The sequence below is a fragment of the Pseudomonas sp. GW821-FHT09C10 genome (assembly GCF_059418085.1).
In genome coordinates, this window is record NZ_JBWKPE010000011.1 from 266,431 (window position 1) to 286,287 (window position 19,857).

Consider the following 19,857-nt stretch of genomic DNA (forward strand, 5'->3'; position numbering starts at 1 on the left):
AGATTCCGTCACGCGCAGCAGCTTCCCGACGCCAACTCCTTGAGAATCGGACAATCCGGCCGGTGATCTCCCTGGCAGTGCTCCACCAGGTCCTGCAACGTATCGCGCAATTGCCCCAACTCCAGGATCTTCTGGTTCAACTCATCGATATGTTGGCGCGCCAGGGCTTTCACATCGGCGCTGGCCCGTTGCCGGTCCTGCCACAGGGTCAGCAGTTTGCCCACCTCTTCCAATGAAAACCCCAGGTCCCGCGAGCGTTTGATAAACGCCAGGGTGTGCAGGTCGTCGGTACCGTAGATGCGGTAGCCGCTGTCGGTGCGATGGGCGGCTTTCAACAGACCGATGGATTCGTAGTAGCGAATCATCTTCGCGCTCAGCCCGCTTTGCCGGGCGGCTTGGCCGATGTTCATGGGCGTTGATCCTCCAATTCCTTGGGTTTCCACGTTTTCAACAGCAAGGCATTGCTCACGACACTGACGCTGGACAAGGCCATGGCCGCGCCCGCGAGCACCGGATTGAGCAGGCCGAATGCGGCCAGGGGAATGCCGATCAAGTTATACACAAAGGCCCAGAACAGGTTCTGGCGGATTTTGGCGTAGGTCTTGCGGCTGATCTCCAGGGCGGCCGGGACCAGGCGTGGGTCGCCGCGCATCAGGGTAATACCGGCGGCATGCATGGCCACGTCGGTGCCGCCGCCCATGGCGATGCCAATATCGGCGGCAGCCAGGGCCGGGGCGTCGTTGATGCCGTCGCCGACCATGGCCACCACGCCGGTTTTTTTCAGTTCGGCGACGGTGGCGGCTTTATCGGCGGGCAGGACTTCGGCGTGTACGTCATCGATGCCCAGCGCTTCGGCGACGACACGGGCGCTGCCGCGATTGTCGCCGGTGAGCAAATGGCTGCTGATGTGCCGGGCCTTGAGTTGTGCCACCGCTTCCAGCGCGCCAGGCTTGAGCGTGTCACCAAAGGCAAACAGCCCGAGCACACGGGGTTGTGCGCCTTGCTCGATCAGCCAGGACAAGGTACGGCCCTCGGCCTCCCAGGCCGTGGCAGAGTCGGCCAGCCCACCCGCGTCCAGGCCATTTTCTTCCAGCAGTCGCCGATTTCCCAACGCGAGTTGGCGCCCGTCGAGGGTGCCGGCAATGCCACGTCCGGTCAGGGATTGGCTGGTGCTTACGTCCGCCACCGTCAGCCCTTGCTCGCTGCATGCATCCAGCACGGCATTGGCTAGCGGGTGTTCGCTGCCGCGTTGCAGCGCACCGGCCTGTTGCAGCAATGTGGCTTCATCGCCATCCACTGCCGCCAAATGGGCAATTTTCGGGGTGCCGGAAGTTAGAGTGCCGGTTTTGTCGAACACCACGGTGCTCACTTCATGGGCACGCTCCAGCGCTTCGGCGTCCTTGATCAGGATGCCATAGCGTGCGGCCACGCCGGTGCCGGCCATGATGGCGGTCGGTGTGGCCAGCCCGAGGGCGCACGGGCAGGCGATCACCAGCACCGCCACGGCGTTGATGATCGCGGTCTCCAGCGGCGCACCGTACAGCCACCAGCCCACCAACGTGATCAACGCCAGCACCAGCACGGTCGGCACGAATACCTGGCTGACTTTATCCACCAGCTTCTGAATCGGTGCCTTGGCGGCCTGGGCGTCTTCCACCAGGCGGATGATGCGCGCCAGTACGCTTTCGGCACCGAGCGCGGTGGTGCGCACCAGCAGGCGACCTTCACCATTGATGGCACCGCCGGTGACGGCGTCGCCGGGCTGTTTCGGCACCGGCAGGCTTTCGCCGCTGATCAGTGCCTCATCGGCATGGCTCTGGCCTTCTACCACTTCACCGTCCACCGGGAAGCGCTCGCCGGGTTTGACCAGCACCAGGTCATCGAGTTTGAGCGCGCTGATGGCCACATCCTCCTCGCGGCCAGCCTGTACGCGCATCGCGCGTTCAGGGCGCAGGGCTTCCAGGGCGCGGATGGCGCTGGCGGTCTGGCGTTTGGCGCGGCTCTCCAGGTATTTACCGAGCAGCACCAGGGCGATCACCACGGCCGACGCTTCGAAGTACAGATGGGGCATGGTGCCCGCGGGCGCGGTCAGCCATTCATAGAGGCTCAGGCCGTAACCGGCGCTGGTGCCGATGGCCACCAGCAGGTCCATATTGCCGGCGCCGGCCCGCACGGCCTTCCAGGCTGCGATATAGAAGCGTGCACCGAAGATGAATTGCACCGGGGTCGCCAGGAGGAACTGCACCCAGGCCGGCAGCATCCAGTGCAGGCCGAAGGGCTGCACCAGCATCGGCAGAACCAGGGGCAATGCCAGCACAATCGCCAGCAGCAGCGACCAGCGCTCGCGGTGCAGGCGTTGGGCCTGATCGGCCTCGGTCCTGGTTTCGCTTTGCGGCAGGCTGGCGGTGTAGCCGGCTTTGTCGACGGCGGCGATCAGCACGGCCGGGTCGATCTGGCCCAGCACTTCGACGTGGGCGCGCTCGTTGGCCAGGTTGACGCTGACGCTTTGCACCCCCGGCACTTTGCCCAGCGCGCGCTCGACACGCCCGGCGCAACTGGCGCAGGTCATGCCGCCGATGGGCAGGTCAAAGGTGGTGGATCCATTCATGGGGCAGTCCTCCAGAGAAGTTGCCCCTAGGATCAACCTTGACCTGTGGGGAAGGTCAAGCGTCTTCAGTATTCCAGTGCGGCGGGTTTGAGGTACATGCCTTCCGGGCCCTGGGCAATGCGCAACTTGCGTACGTCACCGGCCTTGAGCGTGATGTTCTGCGCCGGCGGCGCGAGCAGGCCCGGCAAGCAACCCGGTGACTGGCCCGGCAGCAGTTTCAGGCGCAGCGACACATTGCCGGCGGGCAGGTTGAACGAGGTGGACTGTTCCTGGAACAGGCGCCCGGCCAACTGGTCCTGGATGTACAGGCCGATCTCGCAATTGGTCGGTACTTCCAGGCGTTCGCGGGAAATGATCAGCACCGCATAGTCTTCTGCGGCGAGGGCCTGGGGCGCAGCGGCAGACAAGCTCATCAGGCCGACAAGGCCAAAAAACGACCAGCGCATGGCGAATGCTCCGTGGTTTGAATCGAAGATGGGTGAAGCTTGGCCGACGCCGCGGTGTAATACCAGCCCGGCCGAAAGTTTCAGAACTTGACCTTGCCATCGTGGCAAGGTCAAGACTGGGTTCAACCTCATCAAAGGAGTCATGTCATGCAAATATTCAGCGTTGAAGGAATGACCTGTGGCCATTGCGTTCGGGCGGTCACCCAGGCGGTGCAGAGCCAGGATCCGGCGGCCAGCGTGAAGGTCGACCTGGCGGCGAAAGAGGTGGGCGTCGAAAGCCGCCTGTCTGCCGAGGAAGTGATCAGCCTGATCAGCGAAGAGGGCTACAGCGCCAAGCTCGCCTGACCCATTCAAATAGTTAGCGAGCTATCGTATTCAATGCACCCAAGCGCGGCTAAACTGTCGGGCTGCCGACACACTTGGGTGCCTGATGAACCTTCGCATAATCCTGATTCTGGGCGCCTTGAGCGCCTTCGCGCCGCTGGCGATCGATTTCTACCTGCCTGGCTTTCCTGCCATGGCGACGGCCTTCGGGACCGACGAAAAACATATCCAGCTGACCCTGGCGGTGTATTTCGCCGGCCTGGCCATCGGCCAACTGATCTACGGCCCACTGGCAGACCGCTTTGGTCGACGCGGCCCGCTGCTCAGCGGCGTGACCCTGTTTACCCTGGCGTCCTTTGCTTGCGCATACGCGCCGTCCCTGGAATGGCTGATTGGTGCACGCTTCGTGCAGGCCCTCGGCGGTTGTGCGGGCATGGTGATTTCCCGCGCCGTGGTCAGTGACAAATGTGATGCGGTGGGCTCGGCCAAGGTGTATTCGCAACTGATGCTGGTGACCGGCCTGGCGCCGATCCTTGCGCCGTTGGCAGGCGGGGTGATGGTCGGGTTATGGGGCTGGCAGTCGATTTTCCTCGCACTGTCGATCTTCAGCGTGATGGCGGCGATTGCCGTGGCGGTCGGTTTGCCGGAAACCTTTCCGGCGCACCAGCCGCGTCAACCCTTGTCCGGGTCGCTGCGCCGCTATGGCGCGCTGTTGTCTGACCGGGTCTACCTCGGTTACGCCCTGACCGGGGGCATTTCGATTGCCGGGATGTTTGCCTACATCGCCGGCTCCCCGTTCGTATTTATCAAACTCTATGGCGTGCCCGCCGAGCATTACGGCTGGCTGTTCGGCTCCAACGCCGCCGGGTTCATCCTGGTTGCACAGGTTAATGCGCGGCTGCTGGCCAAGCGTGGCCCGGCGTTTCTGCTGTCGCGCACGGTGTGGGTCTATCTGCTGGCGGCGCTGTCGCTGTTGGGCATCGCGGCCTTGCGCACCGAAGCGTTATGGCCGTTGCTGGTACCGCTGTTCATCTGTATCGCCAGCCTGGGCTGCATTCTGCCCAACACCTCGGCCTGCGCCATGAGCGGGCAGGGCGCCCGGGCCGGCAGCGCGTCGGCCTTGCTCGGTTGCATTCAGTTTGGCGTGGCGGCAGGGGCGGCTTCGTTGGTGGGCGTGCTGCACGACGGCACGGCGATGCCGATGGCGATGGTCATCAGCTTGTGCGGGGTGTTGGCGGTGACGATTGCGATGTCGACCCAGCGCCTGCAACGGGCAAGGGCCACGCAGGCGCAGGGCTGAAATGCAGGTCAGCCAGCGGCGGAACGTTGCTGGCTGAGCGGGAAGCGGTGGGGCGCCTGGATGCGGGCTTGCAGGGTCTCGGCAAAGGCGCGGGCCTCGGCCTCGCTGCGGAAGGTGAACGCATCGCCGTCGAGGCGAACCTGCCATTTATTGCCTGGGGATTTTGCTAACGCTTTTATCAGGATTTTCATTGCTGACTTCCTCACGTAAAAGAATCGTGGCAAAGGCGGCCAATATAAACCCGAATACGCTCACAAATATGACAAAGATCAACTCTCTGACTAGCGGTGTCGTCCCTCACTCACACGAATAACGGACGACACTGACAGACGTTATCTTCAGAACCCTTCAAGCACGATCTTGCCCTTGGCCTTGCCGCTTTCCAGCAGGGCATGGGCACGGCGCAGGTTCGCCGCATTGATCACACCGAAGTGCTCGCCCACCGTCGTTTTCAAGGTGCCGGCGTCGATCAGTTCGGCCACGCGATTGAGCAGGTTGTGCTGCTCGATCATGTCCGGGGTCTCGAACATCGAGCGCGTGTACATGAACTCCCAATGCAGTGACAGGCTCTTGCGCTTGAGTTTGCTCACGTCCAGCGCCTTGGGGTCGTCGATCAGCGCAAGCTTGCCTTGGGGTTGCAGCGCTTCGACCAGTTGGTCCAGGTGATGCTCGGTCTGGGTCAGGCTGGCGACGTGGGTCACCTGCGGGTGGCCGGCTTGTTTCAGCGCTTCGCTCAGCGGTTGGCTGTGGTCGATCACCAGGTCGGCGCCGAGTGCCTTGGCCCATTCCTGGGTTTCCGGGCGCGACGCGGTGCCGATCACCGTCAAGGCGGTGAGCCGGCTGGCCAGTTGGGTCAGGATCGAACCCACACCTCCGGCGGCACCGACGATGAGCAGGCTCTGGCCTTCAGCCTCTTTACCTTCACGCACTTGCAGGCGTTCGAATAGCAGCTCCCAGGCGGTGATGGCGGTCAGCGGCAGCGCGGCGGCTTCGGCAAAGCCCAGGCTCTTGGGCATATGGCCGACGATGCGTTCATCCACGGTATGCAGTTCGCTGTTAGCGCCCGGGCGGACCAGGGAACCGGCGTAGAACACCTTGTCGCCGACGTTGAACAGGCTCACTTCACTGCCGACGGCCTTGACCACACCGGCCACGTCCCAGCCCAGCACTTTGGCCGCGCCGTTCTCAGGGGCGACGTTCTGGCGCACCTTGGTGTCCACCGGGTTGACCGAGATGGCTTTGACTTCTACCAGCAGGTCACGGGGGCCGGCGACGGGCTCCGGCAGTTGGATGTCTTGCAGGGATTTTTCATCGTTGATCGGCAGTGATGCGTAGTAGGCAATGGCTTTCATGGGGGCTCCGGAAAAAGGCGGTGATCAGGCGAGAAACTTCAGGCGCTTGAGTTCGAAGTGTTCGATAACATCAGCGGCTTTAGCGCGAAAATGTTGGATATGCGCGCTCTGGTCGTGGTCGGCGAGTGCGGCATCATCGCTCCAGCGTTCGAGCATGTAGAAGGTCTCAGGGTGTTGCAGGTCCTGGTGCAGGTCGTATTGCTCGCAGCCGGCTTCAAGACGGGTGGGTTCCAGCAGGTCACGCAGCAGCGGCTCCAAGGTGGCCTGTTGGCCCGGTTTGGCGATCAGCGTGGCGATGACGTTAAAGGCTGTGGACATATTCAACTCCAGACACGTGATAACGGGATGGGCAGATGATTGGCCATTTCCATGCAAGATAAAAGCGGCTAAAACAGCACTCTGTTTCAATAATATTTTGATAATTGGTGGTTGAATGCTGCGTTTTGATGATTTGCAGTTGTTTGTACGCGCCGCGGACCTGGGCAGTTTGTCGGCGGCGGCGCGGGTGATGGACCTGTCGCCCGCCGTGGCCAGCGCGGCGCTCAAGCGTATCGAACAGCAGCTGGGCACGCGTTTGCTGGCGCGCTCCACCCGCAGCCTGCGCCTGACCGCCGAAGGTGAGGGTTTCCTGGAATATGCCCGAACTGCATTGAGCGCCCTGGACGAAGGACGGCGCTTATTGGCCAGTGGCCAGGACCATGTCAGCGGGGTGTTGCAACTCTCCGCCCCCTCGGATTTCGGCCGCAACCAATTACTGCCCTGGCTGGACGAATTTCAGCACGAGTACCCGCAACTTACCGTGCGCCTGCTGCTGGGCGATCGGATTGCCGACCTGTTCCGCCAGCCGGTGGATATTGCCCTGCGCTATGGCGAGCCCGAAGACTCCAGCCTGATCGCCCTGCCCGTCGCGCCGCACAATGTTCGGGTGTTGTGCGCAGCCCCCAGCTATCTCGCGCGTTATGGCGAGCCGCGACAGCTGGAGCAGTTGGCCCAGCACAATTGCTTGCTTTACATGCTTGGCAGCCGAGTGCATGACCACTGGACCTTCCACGATGGCAAACGCGAAATCAGCCTCACGGTCAGTGGTGATCGCTTCAGCGACGATGCCGATGTGGTGCGCCGCTGGGCGGTGGCGGGCGTGGGCATTGCCTACAAATCCTGGCTGGATGTGAGCACCGATGTGCTGGCCGGGCGCTTGCGCCTGGTCTTGCCTGAATTGCGTGGCGAGCGCACACCGCTCAACTTGCTGTGCGCCCATCGGGCCCAGTTGAGCAAACCCATCAACCTGCTGCGGGAAATGCTCGTGTCGCGCTGTGCGACATTGACCGCTCAATTGCCGGAGCGATTGGGTACGACGTATTAGCCTCCATCACACAAGGAAATTTCACTCAGCTCATGTCCCTATTCATGCTGTCAGACGCCGCGGAACCGCTGGTTTACGCACCTATACTTTGGCGCCCACCACAGCAGAAAAATAATTCGACAGGGAGTGAATCGATGGAAGAAGCACCATGCATCAGTCAGATCGCCAGCTTGCTCGCCGAACCCAAACGCACCGCCATGCTCTGGTCCCTGATGGACGGCTCGGCCAAGTCCTCGGAGGAGCTGGCGCTGCTTGCCGGGTTGTCACCCGCCTCGGCGAATGCCCATTTGGCACGGCTGACGGGGAGTGGCTTGCTGCGTACCGAGGGCCGGCGTGGCAAGCGGCTGTTTCGCATGGCGGCGGCCGATGTCAGCGTCGCCATCGATGCCTTGGCCAGTACGACCCTGGCCAGCGCCACACGTAGTGCGCCGCATGCTTCATCGCCGGTGTTGGTGGCGCCGCCATTGTTGCGACATGCGCGGCTGTGCCAGGGCCACCTCGGCGGCGAAGTGGCGGCGGATCTGCATGAGCGGATGTTGGTGGCGGGGTGGATCGAGCGTCATGAACAACGCATTGAAGTGACGATCAAGGGCGCGCAGCACCTGGCGGGCCTGGGTATTTACACCCAGGCGCTGGCGTCACCACTGGTGTGCGACTGCTTCGATTGGAGCCAGCGGCGACCGCACCTGGGCGGCGCGCTGGGTGCGGGGCTGTTGCAGTTGTTCCTGCAATCGAACTGGATCAGCCTGGTCAACGAGTCCCAGGCGGTGCAGCTCAACGACAACGGGCTGGCAGAAATCACCCGATTGGCCATGTCCGAACAACCTTAGCTTTGAGGGTTTGCCATCCTCGCCCTGGCCCTTTTTGATTCCATGGGCCGGGCGATGATGACTTTCCGTCCAGTCAGGGTTTTACCAGGCGCGCATCCAGGCTGTTCTGCGCCAGGCGTTTGGCCTGGTCCTGGGTCATGCCCAGCGAGGTGTACAACGCGTGGAAGTTCTCGGTGACATAGCCGCCGAAGTACGCCGGGTCATCCGAGTTCACCGTGACCTTCACGCCACGCTCGAGCATGTCGAGGATGTTGTGCTGGGCCATGTCGTCGAACACACAGAGCTTGGTGTTGGACAGCGGGCAGACGGTCAACGGGATCTGCTCGTCGATGATGCGCTGCATCAGGCGCTCGTCTTCGATGGCGCGTACGCCATGGTCGATACGCTGGATTTTCAGCAGGTCGATCGCTTCCCAGATGTACTCGGGCGGGCCTTCTTCACCGGCGTGGGCGACGGTGAGGAAGCCTTCGTGGCGGGCGCGGTCGAACACACGCTGGAACTTGCTCGGCGGATGACCCATTTCCGAACTGTCCAGGCCCACGGCCACAAACGCATCGCGGAACGGCAGCGCCTGGTCGAGGGTTTTCTCGGCTTCTGCTTCGCTCAGGTGGCGCAGGAAACTGAGGATCAAACCGCTGGTGATGCCCAGTTGCTGTTCGCCGTCTTTGAGCGCCGCGGCGATGCCGTTGAGCACCACTTCGAACGGCACGCCACGGTCGGTGTGGGTTTGCGGGTCGAAGAAGGGCTCGGTGTGGATCACGTTCTGGGCTTTGCAGCGCAGCAGGTAAGCCCAGGTCAAGTCGTAGAAATCCTGGGAGGTGCGCAGCACGTCGGCGCCCTTGTAATACAGGTCGAGAAACTCTTGCAGGTTGTTGAAGGCATAGGCCTTGCGCAGGGTTTCCACGTCGTTCCACGGCAGCGCGATCTTGTTGCGCTCGGCCAGGGCGAACAGCAGCTCAGGCTCCAGCGAGCCCTCCAGGTGCAGGTGCAATTCAGCCTTGGGCAGGGCGTTGAGCCAATCGTACATTTTCTAAATTCTCATCAGGTGCAATGGCGGCATTCTACAGGCCATGGCTGAAATAATCGGCAAAACCTGACCAGCAGGAGAGTATTCGATTTGTTCACGCAAGGGCTGTGTGAACTAAGGTGTAACGAAACGTTAGCGGCTTGGCGCAGTCTGTACCCCATCAATGACTGATTTGCCGCACTAAAAGGCCCGGAATGCTCACATCCCTCAAGCAAGAAAAATTCATGCTGCTGGCGCTGATTGCCGCCATCGCCGCCTACCCGCTGGAGCACTGGATGCTGCACAGCGGGCAAATGGTGGCACTGTTGGCCGGCGTGGTGTTGATCGGTTTTATCGTCGTGGCGTCGATGCGCGTGGCCCACCACGCCGAGCAACTGGCGGAAAAAGTCGGCGATCCCTACGGCACCATGATCCTGACCCTCGCCGCAGTGCTGGTGGAGGTGGTGATCCTGGCGATCATGATGAGCAATGAGCCGTCACCCACTCTGGTGCGCGACACCATCTATTCGGCGGTGATGCTCGATATCAACGGCATCCTCGGTTTGGCAGCGTTGATGGGCGGCATCAAGCATGGCGAACAGTCCTACAATGATGATTCGGCGCGGACCTACAGTGTAATGATCCTGACCGCCATGGGCGTGTCGATGGTGGTGCCGGAATTTATCCCCGAAGCCGACTGGAAAATTTACTCGGCCTTCACCATCGGCGCGATGGTGGTGCTCTACACCTTGTTCCTGCGCATGCAGGTAGGGCCCCACAGTTATTTCTTCAGCTACAGCTACCCGGAAAAGCGCCGCAAGAAGCTGCCGGAGGAACAAGAGTCGCCGCCGGTGAACCTGGCGTTCTCCATCGGTACCCTGGTGTTTGGCGTGATTGTGATCGGTGCGCTGGCCGAGGTGATGTCCAAGACCCTCGACCTGGGCCTGGAAGGCACGGGCGCACCGCCGGTGATCACGGCGATTGTGGTGGCGGCTATTTCGGCGGCACCGGAGATTTTGACGGCCTTGCGCGCCGCATTGGCCAACCGCATGCAGTCGGTGGTGAACATCGCGCTGGGCGCGTCGTTGTCGACGGTGATCCTGACGGTGCCGGTGATGGAGGCCATGGCACTCTATACCGGCCAGCCGTTCCAGATGGCGATGACGCCGGTGCAAACGGTGATGGTGTTTATCACGCTGATCGTCAGTGCGATCAACCTCAACGATGGCGAAACCAATGCCATCGAAGGGATGACCCATTTTGTGTTGTTTGCGACCTTTATCATGTTGTCGCTGTTGGGCTTGTAAGCACGTGCACTCCAAGTGGGAGGGCGCTTGCCCTCCCACATGTCGAGCGGTGTCTGGTTTAGGTTCCGGCGATTAGCCGCCGTGCCGCCTGGCTGTGATCGGCGATCAAGCCTTTCAGGTCCAGGCCTTCCACCTGTCCGTCGATAACCCGCCATTTGCCGCCGATCATCACCCGGTCCGCCCGATCCGCGCCGCACAGCAGCAGTGCGGAGATCGGATCGTGGCTGCCGGAAAAACGCAGCTCATCCAGTTTGAACAGCGCCAGGTCGGCCTGTTTGCCTACGGCCAGTTCACCGATATCCGTACGCCCCAGTAGCTGCGCCGACCCCTTGGTCGCCCAACCCAGCACGCCTTCGGGGGTGATCTTTTCGGCGCCGTAACGCAGGCGCTGGATGTACAGGGCCTGGCGGGTTTCGAGGATCATGTTCGACGCATCGTTGGAGGCAGAGCCGTCCACACCCAGGCCGATGGGCGCGCCGGCAGCGATCAGGTCCAGGGTCGGGCAGATGCCGGAGGCCAGGCGCATATTTGAGCTTGGGCAATGGCAGATGCCCGTACCGGCGGCGCCAAGGCGGGCAATTTCATCCGGGTTGAAGTGAATGCCATGGGCCAGCCAGGTGCGCGGGCCGAGCCAGCCGACGCTGTCCAGGTAATCCACCGTGCGCAGGCCGAAGCGCTGCAGGCAGAAATCTTCTTCGTCGAGGGTTTCGGCCAGGTGGGTGTGCAGGCGCACATCCAGGCTGTTGGCCAGTTCGGCGCTGGCTTGCATGATTTGCGGGGTGACGGAAAACGGTGAGCAGGGCGCCAGGGCAATCTGGATGTACGCGCCGTCGCCGCGTTGATGGTATTCGCGGATCAGGCGCTGGCTGTCGTCGAGGATGACCTCGCCCTGTTGCACGGTCTGTTGCGGTGGCAGGCCGCCGTCGGCTTCGCCCAGGCTCATGGAGCCGCGGGTGAGCATGGCGCGCATGCCCAGTTCGCGCACGCTGTCGACTTGCACATCGATGGCGTTTTCCAGGCCGTCGGGGAACAGATAGTGATGGTCTGCCGCCGTGGTGCAGCCCGAGAGCAGTAACTCCGCGAGTGCCACCTTCGACGCCAGGGCGAGTTTTTCCGGAGTCAGTCGTGCCCAGACCGGGTACAGGGTTTTCAGCCAGGGAAACAAGGGCTGATTGACCACCGGCGCCCAGGCGCGGGTCAGGGTCTGATAGAAGTGATGGTGGGTGTTGATCAGCCCGGGCAGGACAACATGCTCACGCGCATCGAACACTTGGGCGCAGGGCTGTGCGGGTTCCTGACCCTGTGCCAGCACTTCGGCGATCACACCGTCTTGCAGCACCAGGCCGCCACGGGCGTCGAGGCCGTTGGCGGTGAAAATCGCGAGGGGGTTTTTTAACCAGATACGGGTCGCAGGCATTGGCCGGCTCCTCTGAATGATGGGTTCAGGTTTGCCAGCTCAGTGATGCCCTGTCTGCTGATCCAGGGTCGCCGGGGAGGGCGAGGTGGGCAGTCTACGCGCGGATCGTTATCGACGGCAATCGCTCGATAACGACCCTGTGCGGCTTACCAGGCGATGGTGTCGCCTTTGTAGTCCACGAAGTGATGGCCGCCCTTGCCGGTGTAGGCGTTCACCTGGTCTACCAGGCCGCGCACGCTGGTGTCGACATCGATGTGCGCGTTTTCGCCGCCCATGTCGGTCTTCACCCAGCCCGGGTGCAGCGACAGCACGGTAAGTTTGTGATCGCCCAGTTGGGTAATGAAGCTGTTGGTCATGGAGTTGAGTGCGGCCTTGCTGGCCTTGTACAACGCCAGGTCCGAGCCGTCGGGAGTGGTCACGCTGCCCAGTACTGAACTCATGAACGCCAGCACGCCGCTGTCCTTGCGGATCTGCCCGACGAAGCGCTGGGCCAGGTTGATCGGCGCCACGGCGTTGGTGAAGAACAGCTGGCCGACTTCCGCCAGGGTGGCATGGCCAGGTTCTTGATTGGCGGGGCCCTTGACGCCTGCGTTGACGAACAACAGGTCGAAGGTGCGGTCCTTGAGGCGCTGGTTCAGGGCGATCACGGCTTGCTGATCGTCCATGTCGAGTTTCTCGATCTGCACCGGGCCCACGGCTTTCAGGGCATCGGCCTTGTTCGGGTCACGCACGGTGGCGGTCACGTCCCAGCCGTCCTGGAGCAATTGCTTGACCAGGCCGAGGCCCAGGCCGCGTGAGGCGCCGATGATCAGTGCGGTTTTTGGCGTAGACATGAAGGCTTCCTTTAAAAGTCGCGGTTCAGGGTGTTCAGCGAACAACATTAGCAGTTTCAGCGTTGCAGCAGGATGCGCCCACGGCTCAGGTCGGCGAGCTGGGTTTGCAGGGTGTCGATGTGGGCTTCGCCCAGGGCCAGTTGTAACTCCACGCCATTGGCGGTGAAGGTTTCTTCCAGCACCAGCCCGCCCAACTCGGCGACGCGCAATTTGACCAGGTTCAGCTCGGAGAATCCGCAGGCGCAACTCAGCGGCACGCGGCTGATCAGTTCGATGCGGTCGGCATTTTGCAGGCACTTGTTCGCACCGCCGCCATAGGCGCGGGCCAGGCCGCCGGTACCGAGTTGTATGCCGCCATACCAGCGAATCACCAGCACCGCGACCTGATCGAAGCCTTGGGCCTCGATGGCCGCCAGGATGGGCCGCCCTGCGGTGCCGCCGGGTTCGCCGTCGTCACTGCTGCGGTATTGATCGGCCAGCTTCCAGGCCCAGCAGTTGTGTGTGGCGTTAAGGTCGCTGTGCTGCTCGAAAAATGCCTGGGCTTCTTGCGGGCTGGTGATCGGTGCGGCCAGGGTAATGAAGCGGCTTTTGCGAATTTCTTCGCGGAACTCGCAAAGGCCGGTGAGCGTGAAAGACATAAGTGGCTTCGTCTAGAGGGCCGGCTTGATGCCGCAGCCCTTGAGAATGATGTGGATCAGGTTGGTGCCGGCGTCTTCCATATCCTGCTTGGTCAGCTTGGTGCGACCGGTGACGCGGCAGATCTGGGTGGCGAAGTCGGCGTAATGCTGAGTGCTGCCCCACAACAGGAAGATCAGGTGCACGGGGTCGACGGGGTCCATCTTGCCGGCGTCGATCCAGGCCTGGAACACCGCCGCCCGTCCACTGAACCAGGCTCGGTAATCCTGGCTGAAATATTCGGTCAGGCATTCGCCGCCGCTGATGATCTCCATGGCGAAGATCCGCGAGGCCTGGGGCTGGCGCCGCGAAAACTCCATCTTGGTGCGGATGTAGCGGGAGAGGGCCACGGCCGGGTCGTCCTCGGCGGTCAGCGTGTTGAAGGTGCTGTCCCACAGTTCGAGGATATTGCTGAGCACCGCGATATACAGGCCCAGCTTGTTGGTGAAGTAGTAGTGCAAGTTGGCCTTGGGCAGCCCGGCGCTGGCAGCGATGGTGTTCATGCTGGTGCCCTTGTAGCCATGGCGCGCGAACTCATCTTCAGCAGCCTGGAGAATCGCTTGTTCGTTCTTTTGCCGAATGCGGCTGGCGGGCTTACCGGCGTGGTTGCTGTGGGCAGGAACTTCGAGGCTCATGGAGGTTTCCGTGCTGATCGATAGAGACGACGTGTGCACAGATAACCCACCCTCAAGCCTCAGACAAGTCCCGATGCAATAAAACCGTCAAAGCGGTTCCAGGGTGTCGCTTTCCTGCGCGTGGTTTGCGGCAGGAGCGGGCACCTTGGATTCCGGCAGCAACAGGCACAACACGATGGCGGTCAGGCCGCCGCTGGTGATGGCCGAGTCGAACAGGTTCTGCACCAGGGTCGGCATCAGGTGCAGCAGGTTCGGTTGAGCGGCGATGCCCAGGCCGACGCCGAACGAGGTGGCGATGATCAGCATGCTGCGACGGTCCAGTGGTGCCTGGGCGAGGATGCGTACGCCGGCGGCGGCCACACTGCCGAACATCACCAGGGTTGCGCCGCCCAATACGGGCTTGGGGATTTGTTGCAGCACGGCACCGATCAGCGGGAACAAACCCAGGAAGAACAGCACGACGCCGATGTACAGACCGACGTAACGGCTGGCCACACCGGTCAGTTGGATCACGCCGTTGTTCTGGGCAAAGGTGGTGTTGGGAAAGGCGCTGAACGTGGCGGCGATCATGCAACTGACGCCATCGCCGAGGACGCCGCCTTTGAGCCGGCTTATATAAGAAGGGCCGCTGATGGGCTGGCGCGCGATCATGCAGTTGGCGGTGAGATCGCCGACGGTTTCAATGCTGCTGATCAGATAAATCAGCGCGATCGGCAGGAAGGCGCTCCAGTCGAAGTTGAAACCGAATCGAAACGGGATCGGCAGGCTGACCAAAGGCAAGTCGCCTAGGGCCTGGGGCACCAGCTTGCCGCTGAACCAGGCGGCGAGGCTGCCGAGGGCCAGGCCGATGATGATCGCCGAGAGGCGCACCCAGGGTGTGTTGGAGCGATTGAGCAAGATGATGGTCAGCACCACGAACAGGCCCAACGCAAGGTTGGCCGGTGCGCCGAAGTCCGGTGCGTTGAAACCGCCGCCCAGGTCGGTGATACCGACCTTGATCAGGCTGATGCCGATCAGGGTAATGACAATCCCGGTCACCAGCGGGGTGATCACTCGGCGCAGCTGACCAATAAAGCGGCTGAGAATGATCTGCACGGCAGCGCCGAAAAAGCACACGCCGAAGATCATCGCCATGATGTCTTCCGGGCTGCCGCCGCGTTGCTTGACCAGAAAGCCAGCCGACAGCACCGCGCCGAGAAACGCAAAGCTGGTGCCTTGCAGGCAGATCATCCCGGCGCCGATCCCAAATGGCCTACGGGCCTGAATGAATGTGCCGACACCGGACACCATCAACGCCATGCTGATCAGGTAGGGCAAGTGTGCGGTCAGGCCCAAGGTGGAGCCGATGATCAGCGGTGGCGTGATGATGCCGACAAAGGCGGCCAGCACATGTTGCAGTGCAGCGAGCAAGGCAGGGGCGGGTTTGGGGCGGTCATTGAGACCGTAGATCAGGTCGCTGGGGCTGGAGGATTCTGGTGGCATGGCGGGTTAACTCAAGGCGGACGGTTCAAGGTCCTGGGGTTCTTGCAAAAAGCTGTCCATCTGCTCAGCTTTTGGCGTAAGGCCCGAGTTAGCGCGTTGTCGCCAGGCTGTCGAGAAAGCTTTCCAGCACCAAATGAGGGCGACGGCCTTTGCGCGTGACCGATGCGAGGCTTAAATCGTAAAAACGCGTAGCCGGTTTCAGCGCACGCAGTCGGCCTTGTTGCACCCAGAGGCTGGCGTAATGGTCGGGTAGGTAGCCGATATAGCGGCCGGTGAGGATCAGGAATGCCATGCCTTCGCGGTCGGAGGCGCTGGCTGTGCAGTTGAGGGCCTGGTAATGGGCCTGGATATCGGCGGGCAAACGGAAGGTGGGGGCGATGGCGTCCTGGCTGTCGATGCGCTCGTCGTCCAACTGCTTGTCGTCGGCGTAAAACAGTGGGTGGCCGACCGCGCAATAGAGCAGCGAACGTTCGCTGTACAGCGGCTGGTATTCCAGGCCAGAGAGCGCGCTGGCCTGGGGCACCACACCGACATGCAGGCGGCCGTCGAGTACGCCCTGTTCCACTTCGTTGGGCGCGATCATGCGGATCTGGATTTGTACGTCCGGTCCGCGTTCCTTCAACTGTGCCAGGGCGTGGGTGATGCGCATGTGGGGCAGCGTGACCAGGTTGTCGGTGAGGCCGATGATCAACTCGCCGCGCAAGTGCTGGTGCAGGCCGTTGACCTCGGTGCGGAAACTTTCCAGGGCGCTTAATAGTTGCAGGGCCGATTGGTAGACCTCGCGGCCTTCTTCGGTCAGCGAGAAACCGGCACGGCCGCGTTGGCAAAGTCTTAATCCGAGCCGCTGCTCAAGGTCGCTCATTTGCTGGCTGATGGCGGAACGGCCGATGCCGAGCACGGTTTCCGCCGCCGAGAAGCCGCCGCACTCCACGACGCTGCGAAAGATGCGCAGCAGGCGAATATCGAAGTCGCTGACTTGGGCCAGGGGATCGGGTCGACGGCTGCTCATAGTTTAGTGAAGGCCTGACTGAAGGTTAGAAGAGTTGGATTTCACCGACTTTATCCCCGTGGCAATTTAGCTGCAACAACGCTTTTTCAATCCCGACGCTGCCTGTTGCCCTGCGAGGTTTTGCTGATGAACATGCCCGAAAACGCCCCATCGTCCCTGGCCAGCCAACTGAAGTTGGACGCGCACTGGATGCCTTACACCGCCAACCGTAACTTTCAGCGTGACCCGCGCCTGATCGTGGCCGCCGAAGGCAGCTGGTTGACCGATGACAAGGGGCGCAAGGTCTACGACTCGTTGTCGGGCCTGTGGACCTGTGGCGCCGGGCATACGCGCAAGGAAATCCAGGAGGCGGTCGCCAAGCAACTGGGCACGCTGGATTACTCTCCAGGCTTCCAGTACGGCCATCCACTGTCCTTCCAGCTGGCGGAAAAGATCACCGATCTGACCCCCGGCAACCTCAACCACGTGTTCTTCACCGACTCCGGTTCCGAGTGCGCCGATACCGCGGTGAAGATGGTGCGTGCCTACTGGCGCCTGAAGGGCCAGGCCACCAAGACCAAGATGATTGGCCGCGCCCGTGGTTATCACGGTGTGAACATCGCCGGTACCAGCCTGGGCGGCGTCAATGGCAACCGTAAGCTGTTTGGTCAGGCGATGATGGATGTTGATCATCTTCCGCATACCCTGCTGGCGAGCAATGCGTTCTCCCGGGGCATGCCGGAGCAGGGCGGTATCGCCTTGGCCGATGAGTTGCTCAAACTGATCGAACTGCACGACGCGTCGAACATCGCCGCGGTGTTTGTCGAGCCAATGGCCGGCTCCGCTGGCGTGCTGGTGCCGCCACAGGGTTACCTCAAGCGCCTGCGTGAGATCTGCGACCAGCACAACATTCTGTTGGTGTTCGACGAAGTGATCACGGGCTTTGGTCGTACCGGTTCGATGTTCGGCGCTGACAGCTTCGGCGTGACCCCGGACCTGATGTGCATCGCCAAGCAAGTCACCAACGGTGCGATCCCCATGGGGGCGGTGATTGCCAGCAGCGAGATCTATCAGACCTTCATGAATCAGGCGACGCCTGAGTACGCTGTGGAATTCCCCCACGGCTACACCTACTCGGCGCACCCGGTTGCCTGCGCGGCCGGCCTGGCGGCGTTGGACCTGCTGCAGAAGGAAAACCTGGTGCAGAGCGTGGCCGAAGTCGCGCCGCACTTTGAGAATGCGCTGCACGGCTTGAAGGGCAGCAAGAATGTGATCGACATCCGTAACTACGGCCTGGCCGGTGCGATCCAGATCGCCCCACGTGACGGTGATGCCATCGTGCGTCCATTCGAGGCCGGCATGGCTCTGTGGAAAGCCGGCTTCTATGTGCGCTTTGGTGGTGACACGCTGCAGTTCGGGCCAACCTTCAACAGCAAACCGCAGGACCTGGATCGTCTGTTCGATGCGGTCGGCGAAGTGCTGAACAAGATCGACTGATTTCTCCTTCTATATAGAACAACTTTTCAGGAGCCCTGCATGAGCCTTATCCAGCATTTGATCAACGGTGAGTTGGTCAGTGAGTCCGGCCGTACTGCCGATGTGTATAACCCGTCCACCGGCCAGGTGATTCACCAAGTGCCACTGGCCAGCCGCGAAACCATTCAACATGCTATCGACTCGGCCAAGGCGGCCTTTCCGGCTTGGCGTAACACACCGGCGGCCAAGCGCGCCCAGGTCATGTTCCGGTTCAAGCAATTGCTGGAGCAGAACGAAGCGCGCATCTCGCAGCTGATCAGTGAAGAGCACGGCAAGACGCTGGAAGACGCCGCCGGCGAACTCAAGCGCGGGATCGAGAACGTGGAGTATGCGTGCTCGGCGCCGGAGATTCTCAAGGGCGAGTACAGCCGTAATGTTGGGCCGAATATCGATGCCTGGTCGGACTTCCAGCCGTTGGGCGTGGTGGCGGGTATTACCCCATTCAACTTCCCGGCGATGGTGCCGCTGTGGATGTATCCGCTGGCGATTGTTTGCGGTAACTGTTTCATCCTCAAGCCTTCGGAGCGTGATCCGAGTTCGACGTTGCTGATCGCGCAACTGCTACAGGAAGCCGGTCTTCCCAAAGGTGTGCTGAGTGTTGTGCACGGCGACAAGGGCGCGGTGGATGCGTTGATCGAGGCGCCGGAAGTCAAGGCCCTGAGTTTTGTGGGGTCGACGCCGATTGCCGAGTACATCTATTCCGAAGCGACCAAGCGCGGTAAGCGCGTACAGGCGTTGGGTGGGGCGAAGAACCATGCGGTGCTGATGCCGGATGCTGACCTGGATAACGCGGTCAGTGCTTTGATGGGCGCGGCCTATGGTTCCTGCGGCGAACGCTGCATGGCGATCTCGGTGGCGGTGTGTGTCGGTGACCAGGTGGCGGATGCGTTGATCGCCAAGCTGGTGCCGCAGATCAAGGCGCTGAAGATCGGTGCGGGCACTACCTGTGGGCTGGATATGGGGCCACTGGTGACGGGCCAGGCGCGGGATAAGGTCAGCGGCTATATAGAAGACGGTGTTGCGTCTGGTGCGGAGTTGGTGGTTGATGGTCGTGGACTGAGTATTGCCGGGAATGAAGACGGCTTTTTCCTGGGGGGCAGTCTGTTTGACCGTGTGACGCCTGAAATGCGCATCTATAAGGAAGAGATCTTCGGGCCCGTATTGTGCGTGGTTCGGGTGAGCAGCCTGGAAGCGGCGATGCAGCTGATCAACGATCACGAGTATGGCAACGGTACGTGCATCTTCACCCGTGACGGGGAAGCGGCGCGTCTGTTCTGTGACGAAATTGAAGTGGGGATGGTCGGTGTGAATGTTCCATTGCCTGTGCCAGTGGCTTATCACAGCTTTGGTGGCTGGAAGCGCTCGCTGTTCGGCGACTTGCACGCCTATGGTCCGGATGGGGTGCGTTTCTACACCCGTCGCAAGGCGATCACCCAGCGTTGGCCGCAGCGGGCCAGCCATGAAGCGTCGCAATTCGCGTTCCCTAGCCTGTAAGGCTCAGCAAGCAGAAAGCCGGCCCCTTGGGGCCGGCTTTTGCGTTTTTGGGCTTTTTTGACTTATATGACAGAAAGATGAAAAAGAAGGTTGACGGCAGATCCTGGACGTCTATAATTCGCCCCACTTCCGGCGCAGTCGAAACGTAAAACTCCTTGATAAACAATGAGTTATGCAGAATAAAGCAGCGGATTGCTTCAGTTCATCGAAGCCCAGAAGAAGTTGGTAGAGTCGTGTTGTTTGACACTATTAACGATTCGA

Annotated in this window: 20 protein-coding genes; 7 read left to right on the plus strand and 13 right to left on the minus strand. The window is 61.6% G+C overall.

The genetic code is table 11. The annotated features are described in order from the left end of the window. Positions 1-8 precede the first annotated feature (8 nt). From cueR to AC07OT_RS21435, 3 genes are all read right to left on the minus strand, one after another. Positions 9-410 carry a Cu(I)-responsive transcriptional regulator gene (gene cueR, locus AC07OT_RS21425; protein ID WP_065925533.1) on the minus strand — a complete coding sequence of 134 codons (402 nt, stop codon included), beginning with the start codon at positions 408-410 and terminating at the stop codon, positions 9-11. Next, positions 407-2,608 (minus strand): heavy metal translocating P-type ATPase, encoded by a 2,202-nt coding sequence (locus AC07OT_RS21430; RefSeq protein ID WP_495108992.1) that lies wholly within the window; start codon positions 2,606-2,608, stop codon positions 407-409. The genes cueR and AC07OT_RS21430 overlap by 4 nt, the downstream gene beginning before the upstream one ends. 65 nt (positions 2,609-2,673) lie before the next feature. Further along, entirely contained in the window at positions 2,674-3,054 is a 381-nt protein-coding gene (locus tag AC07OT_RS21435; protein WP_027607958.1) for a hypothetical protein, read from the minus strand. Positions 3,055-3,201: 147 nt separating this feature from the next. On the opposite strand from AC07OT_RS21435, the gene AC07OT_RS21440 reads away from it, so the two are divergent. Together AC07OT_RS21440 and AC07OT_RS21445 are read left to right on the plus strand one after the other, a co-directional pair. Continuing rightward, positions 3,202-3,399 carry a heavy-metal-associated domain-containing protein gene (locus AC07OT_RS21440; protein WP_027607957.1) on the plus strand — a complete coding sequence of 66 codons (198 nt, stop codon included), beginning with the start codon at positions 3,202-3,204 and terminating at the stop codon, positions 3,397-3,399. An 85-nt stretch (positions 3,400-3,484) separates the two neighbouring features. Next, positions 3,485-4,678 carry a multidrug effflux MFS transporter gene (locus AC07OT_RS21445; RefSeq protein ID WP_027607956.1) on the plus strand — a complete coding sequence of 398 codons (1,194 nt, stop codon included), beginning with the start codon at positions 3,485-3,487 and terminating at the stop codon, positions 4,676-4,678. Positions 4,679-4,686: 8 nt separating this feature from the next. On the opposite strand, the gene AC07OT_RS21450 is transcribed toward AC07OT_RS21445, so the two are convergent. The 3 genes from AC07OT_RS21450 to AC07OT_RS21460 form a co-directional block, all read right to left on the minus strand. Then, positions 4,687-4,869 carry a hypothetical protein gene (locus tag AC07OT_RS21450; RefSeq protein WP_065940968.1) on the minus strand — a complete coding sequence of 61 codons (183 nt, stop codon included), beginning with the start codon at positions 4,867-4,869 and terminating at the stop codon, positions 4,687-4,689. 147 nt (positions 4,870-5,016) lie between these two features. Next, complete coding sequence (locus tag AC07OT_RS21455) at positions 5,017-6,030, minus strand: zinc-binding alcohol dehydrogenase family protein (RefSeq protein WP_495108993.1); 1,014 nt, start codon at positions 6,028-6,030, stop codon at positions 5,017-5,019. Between the two features lie 24 nt (positions 6,031-6,054). Beyond that, positions 6,055-6,348: a putative quinol monooxygenase gene (locus tag AC07OT_RS21460; protein ID WP_065925529.1), complete on the minus strand. Its 294-nt coding sequence runs from the start codon at positions 6,346-6,348 to the stop codon at positions 6,055-6,057. A 115-nt stretch (positions 6,349-6,463) separates the two neighbouring features. Between AC07OT_RS21460 and vimR the strand changes: the two genes are divergently transcribed. Beyond that, positions 6,464-7,393 carry a transcription regulator VimR gene (gene vimR, locus AC07OT_RS21465; RefSeq protein WP_495108994.1) on the plus strand — a complete coding sequence of 310 codons (930 nt, stop codon included), beginning with the start codon at positions 6,464-6,466 and terminating at the stop codon, positions 7,391-7,393. A gap of 134 nt (positions 7,394-7,527) precedes the next feature. Next, positions 7,528-8,223 carry an ArsR/SmtB family transcription factor gene (locus AC07OT_RS21470; RefSeq protein ID WP_495108995.1) on the plus strand — a complete coding sequence of 232 codons (696 nt, stop codon included), beginning with the start codon at positions 7,528-7,530 and terminating at the stop codon, positions 8,221-8,223. 73 nt (positions 8,224-8,296) lie between these two features. Here AC07OT_RS21470 and AC07OT_RS21475 read toward each other — a convergent pair whose 3' ends face one another. Beyond that, positions 8,297-9,250 carry an adenosine deaminase gene (locus AC07OT_RS21475; protein WP_043051475.1) on the minus strand — a complete coding sequence of 318 codons (954 nt, stop codon included), beginning with the start codon at positions 9,248-9,250 and terminating at the stop codon, positions 8,297-8,299. 194 nt (positions 9,251-9,444) lie between these two features. Here AC07OT_RS21475 and AC07OT_RS21480 point away from each other — a divergent pair, with 194 nt between their 5' ends. Beyond that, positions 9,445-10,536: a calcium:cation antiporter gene (locus AC07OT_RS21480; protein ID WP_146478243.1), complete on the plus strand. Its 1,092-nt coding sequence runs from the start codon at positions 9,445-9,447 to the stop codon at positions 10,534-10,536. Between the two features lie 58 nt (positions 10,537-10,594). Here AC07OT_RS21480 and AC07OT_RS21485 read toward each other — a convergent pair whose 3' ends face one another. The 6 genes from AC07OT_RS21485 to AC07OT_RS21510 all read right to left on the minus strand — a co-directional run bounded on the left by AC07OT_RS21485 (position 10,595) and on the right by AC07OT_RS21510 (position 16,587). Then, positions 10,595-11,953 (minus strand): 8-oxoguanine deaminase, encoded by a 1,359-nt coding sequence (locus tag AC07OT_RS21485; RefSeq protein ID WP_495108996.1) that lies wholly within the window; start codon positions 11,951-11,953, stop codon positions 10,595-10,597. Between the two features lie 146 nt (positions 11,954-12,099). Further along, entirely contained in the window at positions 12,100-12,786 is a 687-nt protein-coding gene (locus AC07OT_RS21490; protein ID WP_495108997.1) for an SDR family oxidoreductase, read from the minus strand. 56 nt (positions 12,787-12,842) lie between these two features. Then, positions 12,843-13,424 (minus strand): IMPACT family protein, encoded by a 582-nt coding sequence (locus AC07OT_RS21495; protein ID WP_495102692.1) that lies wholly within the window; start codon positions 13,422-13,424, stop codon positions 12,843-12,845. A gap of 12 nt (positions 13,425-13,436) precedes the next feature. Next, the gene (locus tag AC07OT_RS21500; protein ID WP_495102693.1) at positions 13,437-14,096 is read right to left on the minus strand and encodes a TetR/AcrR family transcriptional regulator; all 660 of its coding nucleotides are present in this window, start codon (positions 14,094-14,096) and stop codon (positions 13,437-13,439) included. A gap of 87 nt (positions 14,097-14,183) precedes the next feature. Then, a complete protein-coding gene (locus AC07OT_RS21505; protein WP_495108998.1) occupies positions 14,184-15,578 on the minus strand; it encodes a uracil-xanthine permease family protein in 1,395 nt (464 codons plus the stop codon). A gap of 88 nt (positions 15,579-15,666) precedes the next feature. Further along, positions 15,667-16,587, minus strand: a complete 921-nt coding sequence (locus tag AC07OT_RS21510; RefSeq protein WP_053134765.1) for a LysR family transcriptional regulator — start codon at positions 16,585-16,587, stop codon at positions 15,667-15,669. Positions 16,588-16,713: 126 nt separating this feature from the next. Between AC07OT_RS21510 and aptA the strand changes: the two genes are divergently transcribed. Both aptA and AC07OT_RS21520 read left to right on the plus strand, forming a co-directional pair. Then, on the plus strand, positions 16,714-18,063 hold the full coding sequence (aptA, locus tag AC07OT_RS21515; protein WP_003188272.1) for an omega-aminotransferase AptA: 1,350 nt from the start codon (positions 16,714-16,716) through the stop codon (positions 18,061-18,063). Positions 18,064-18,102: 39 nt separating this feature from the next. After that, complete coding sequence (locus AC07OT_RS21520) at positions 18,103-19,596, plus strand: CoA-acylating methylmalonate-semialdehyde dehydrogenase (protein WP_065940977.1); 1,494 nt, start codon at positions 18,103-18,105, stop codon at positions 19,594-19,596. Positions 19,597-19,857 lie beyond the last annotated feature (261 nt).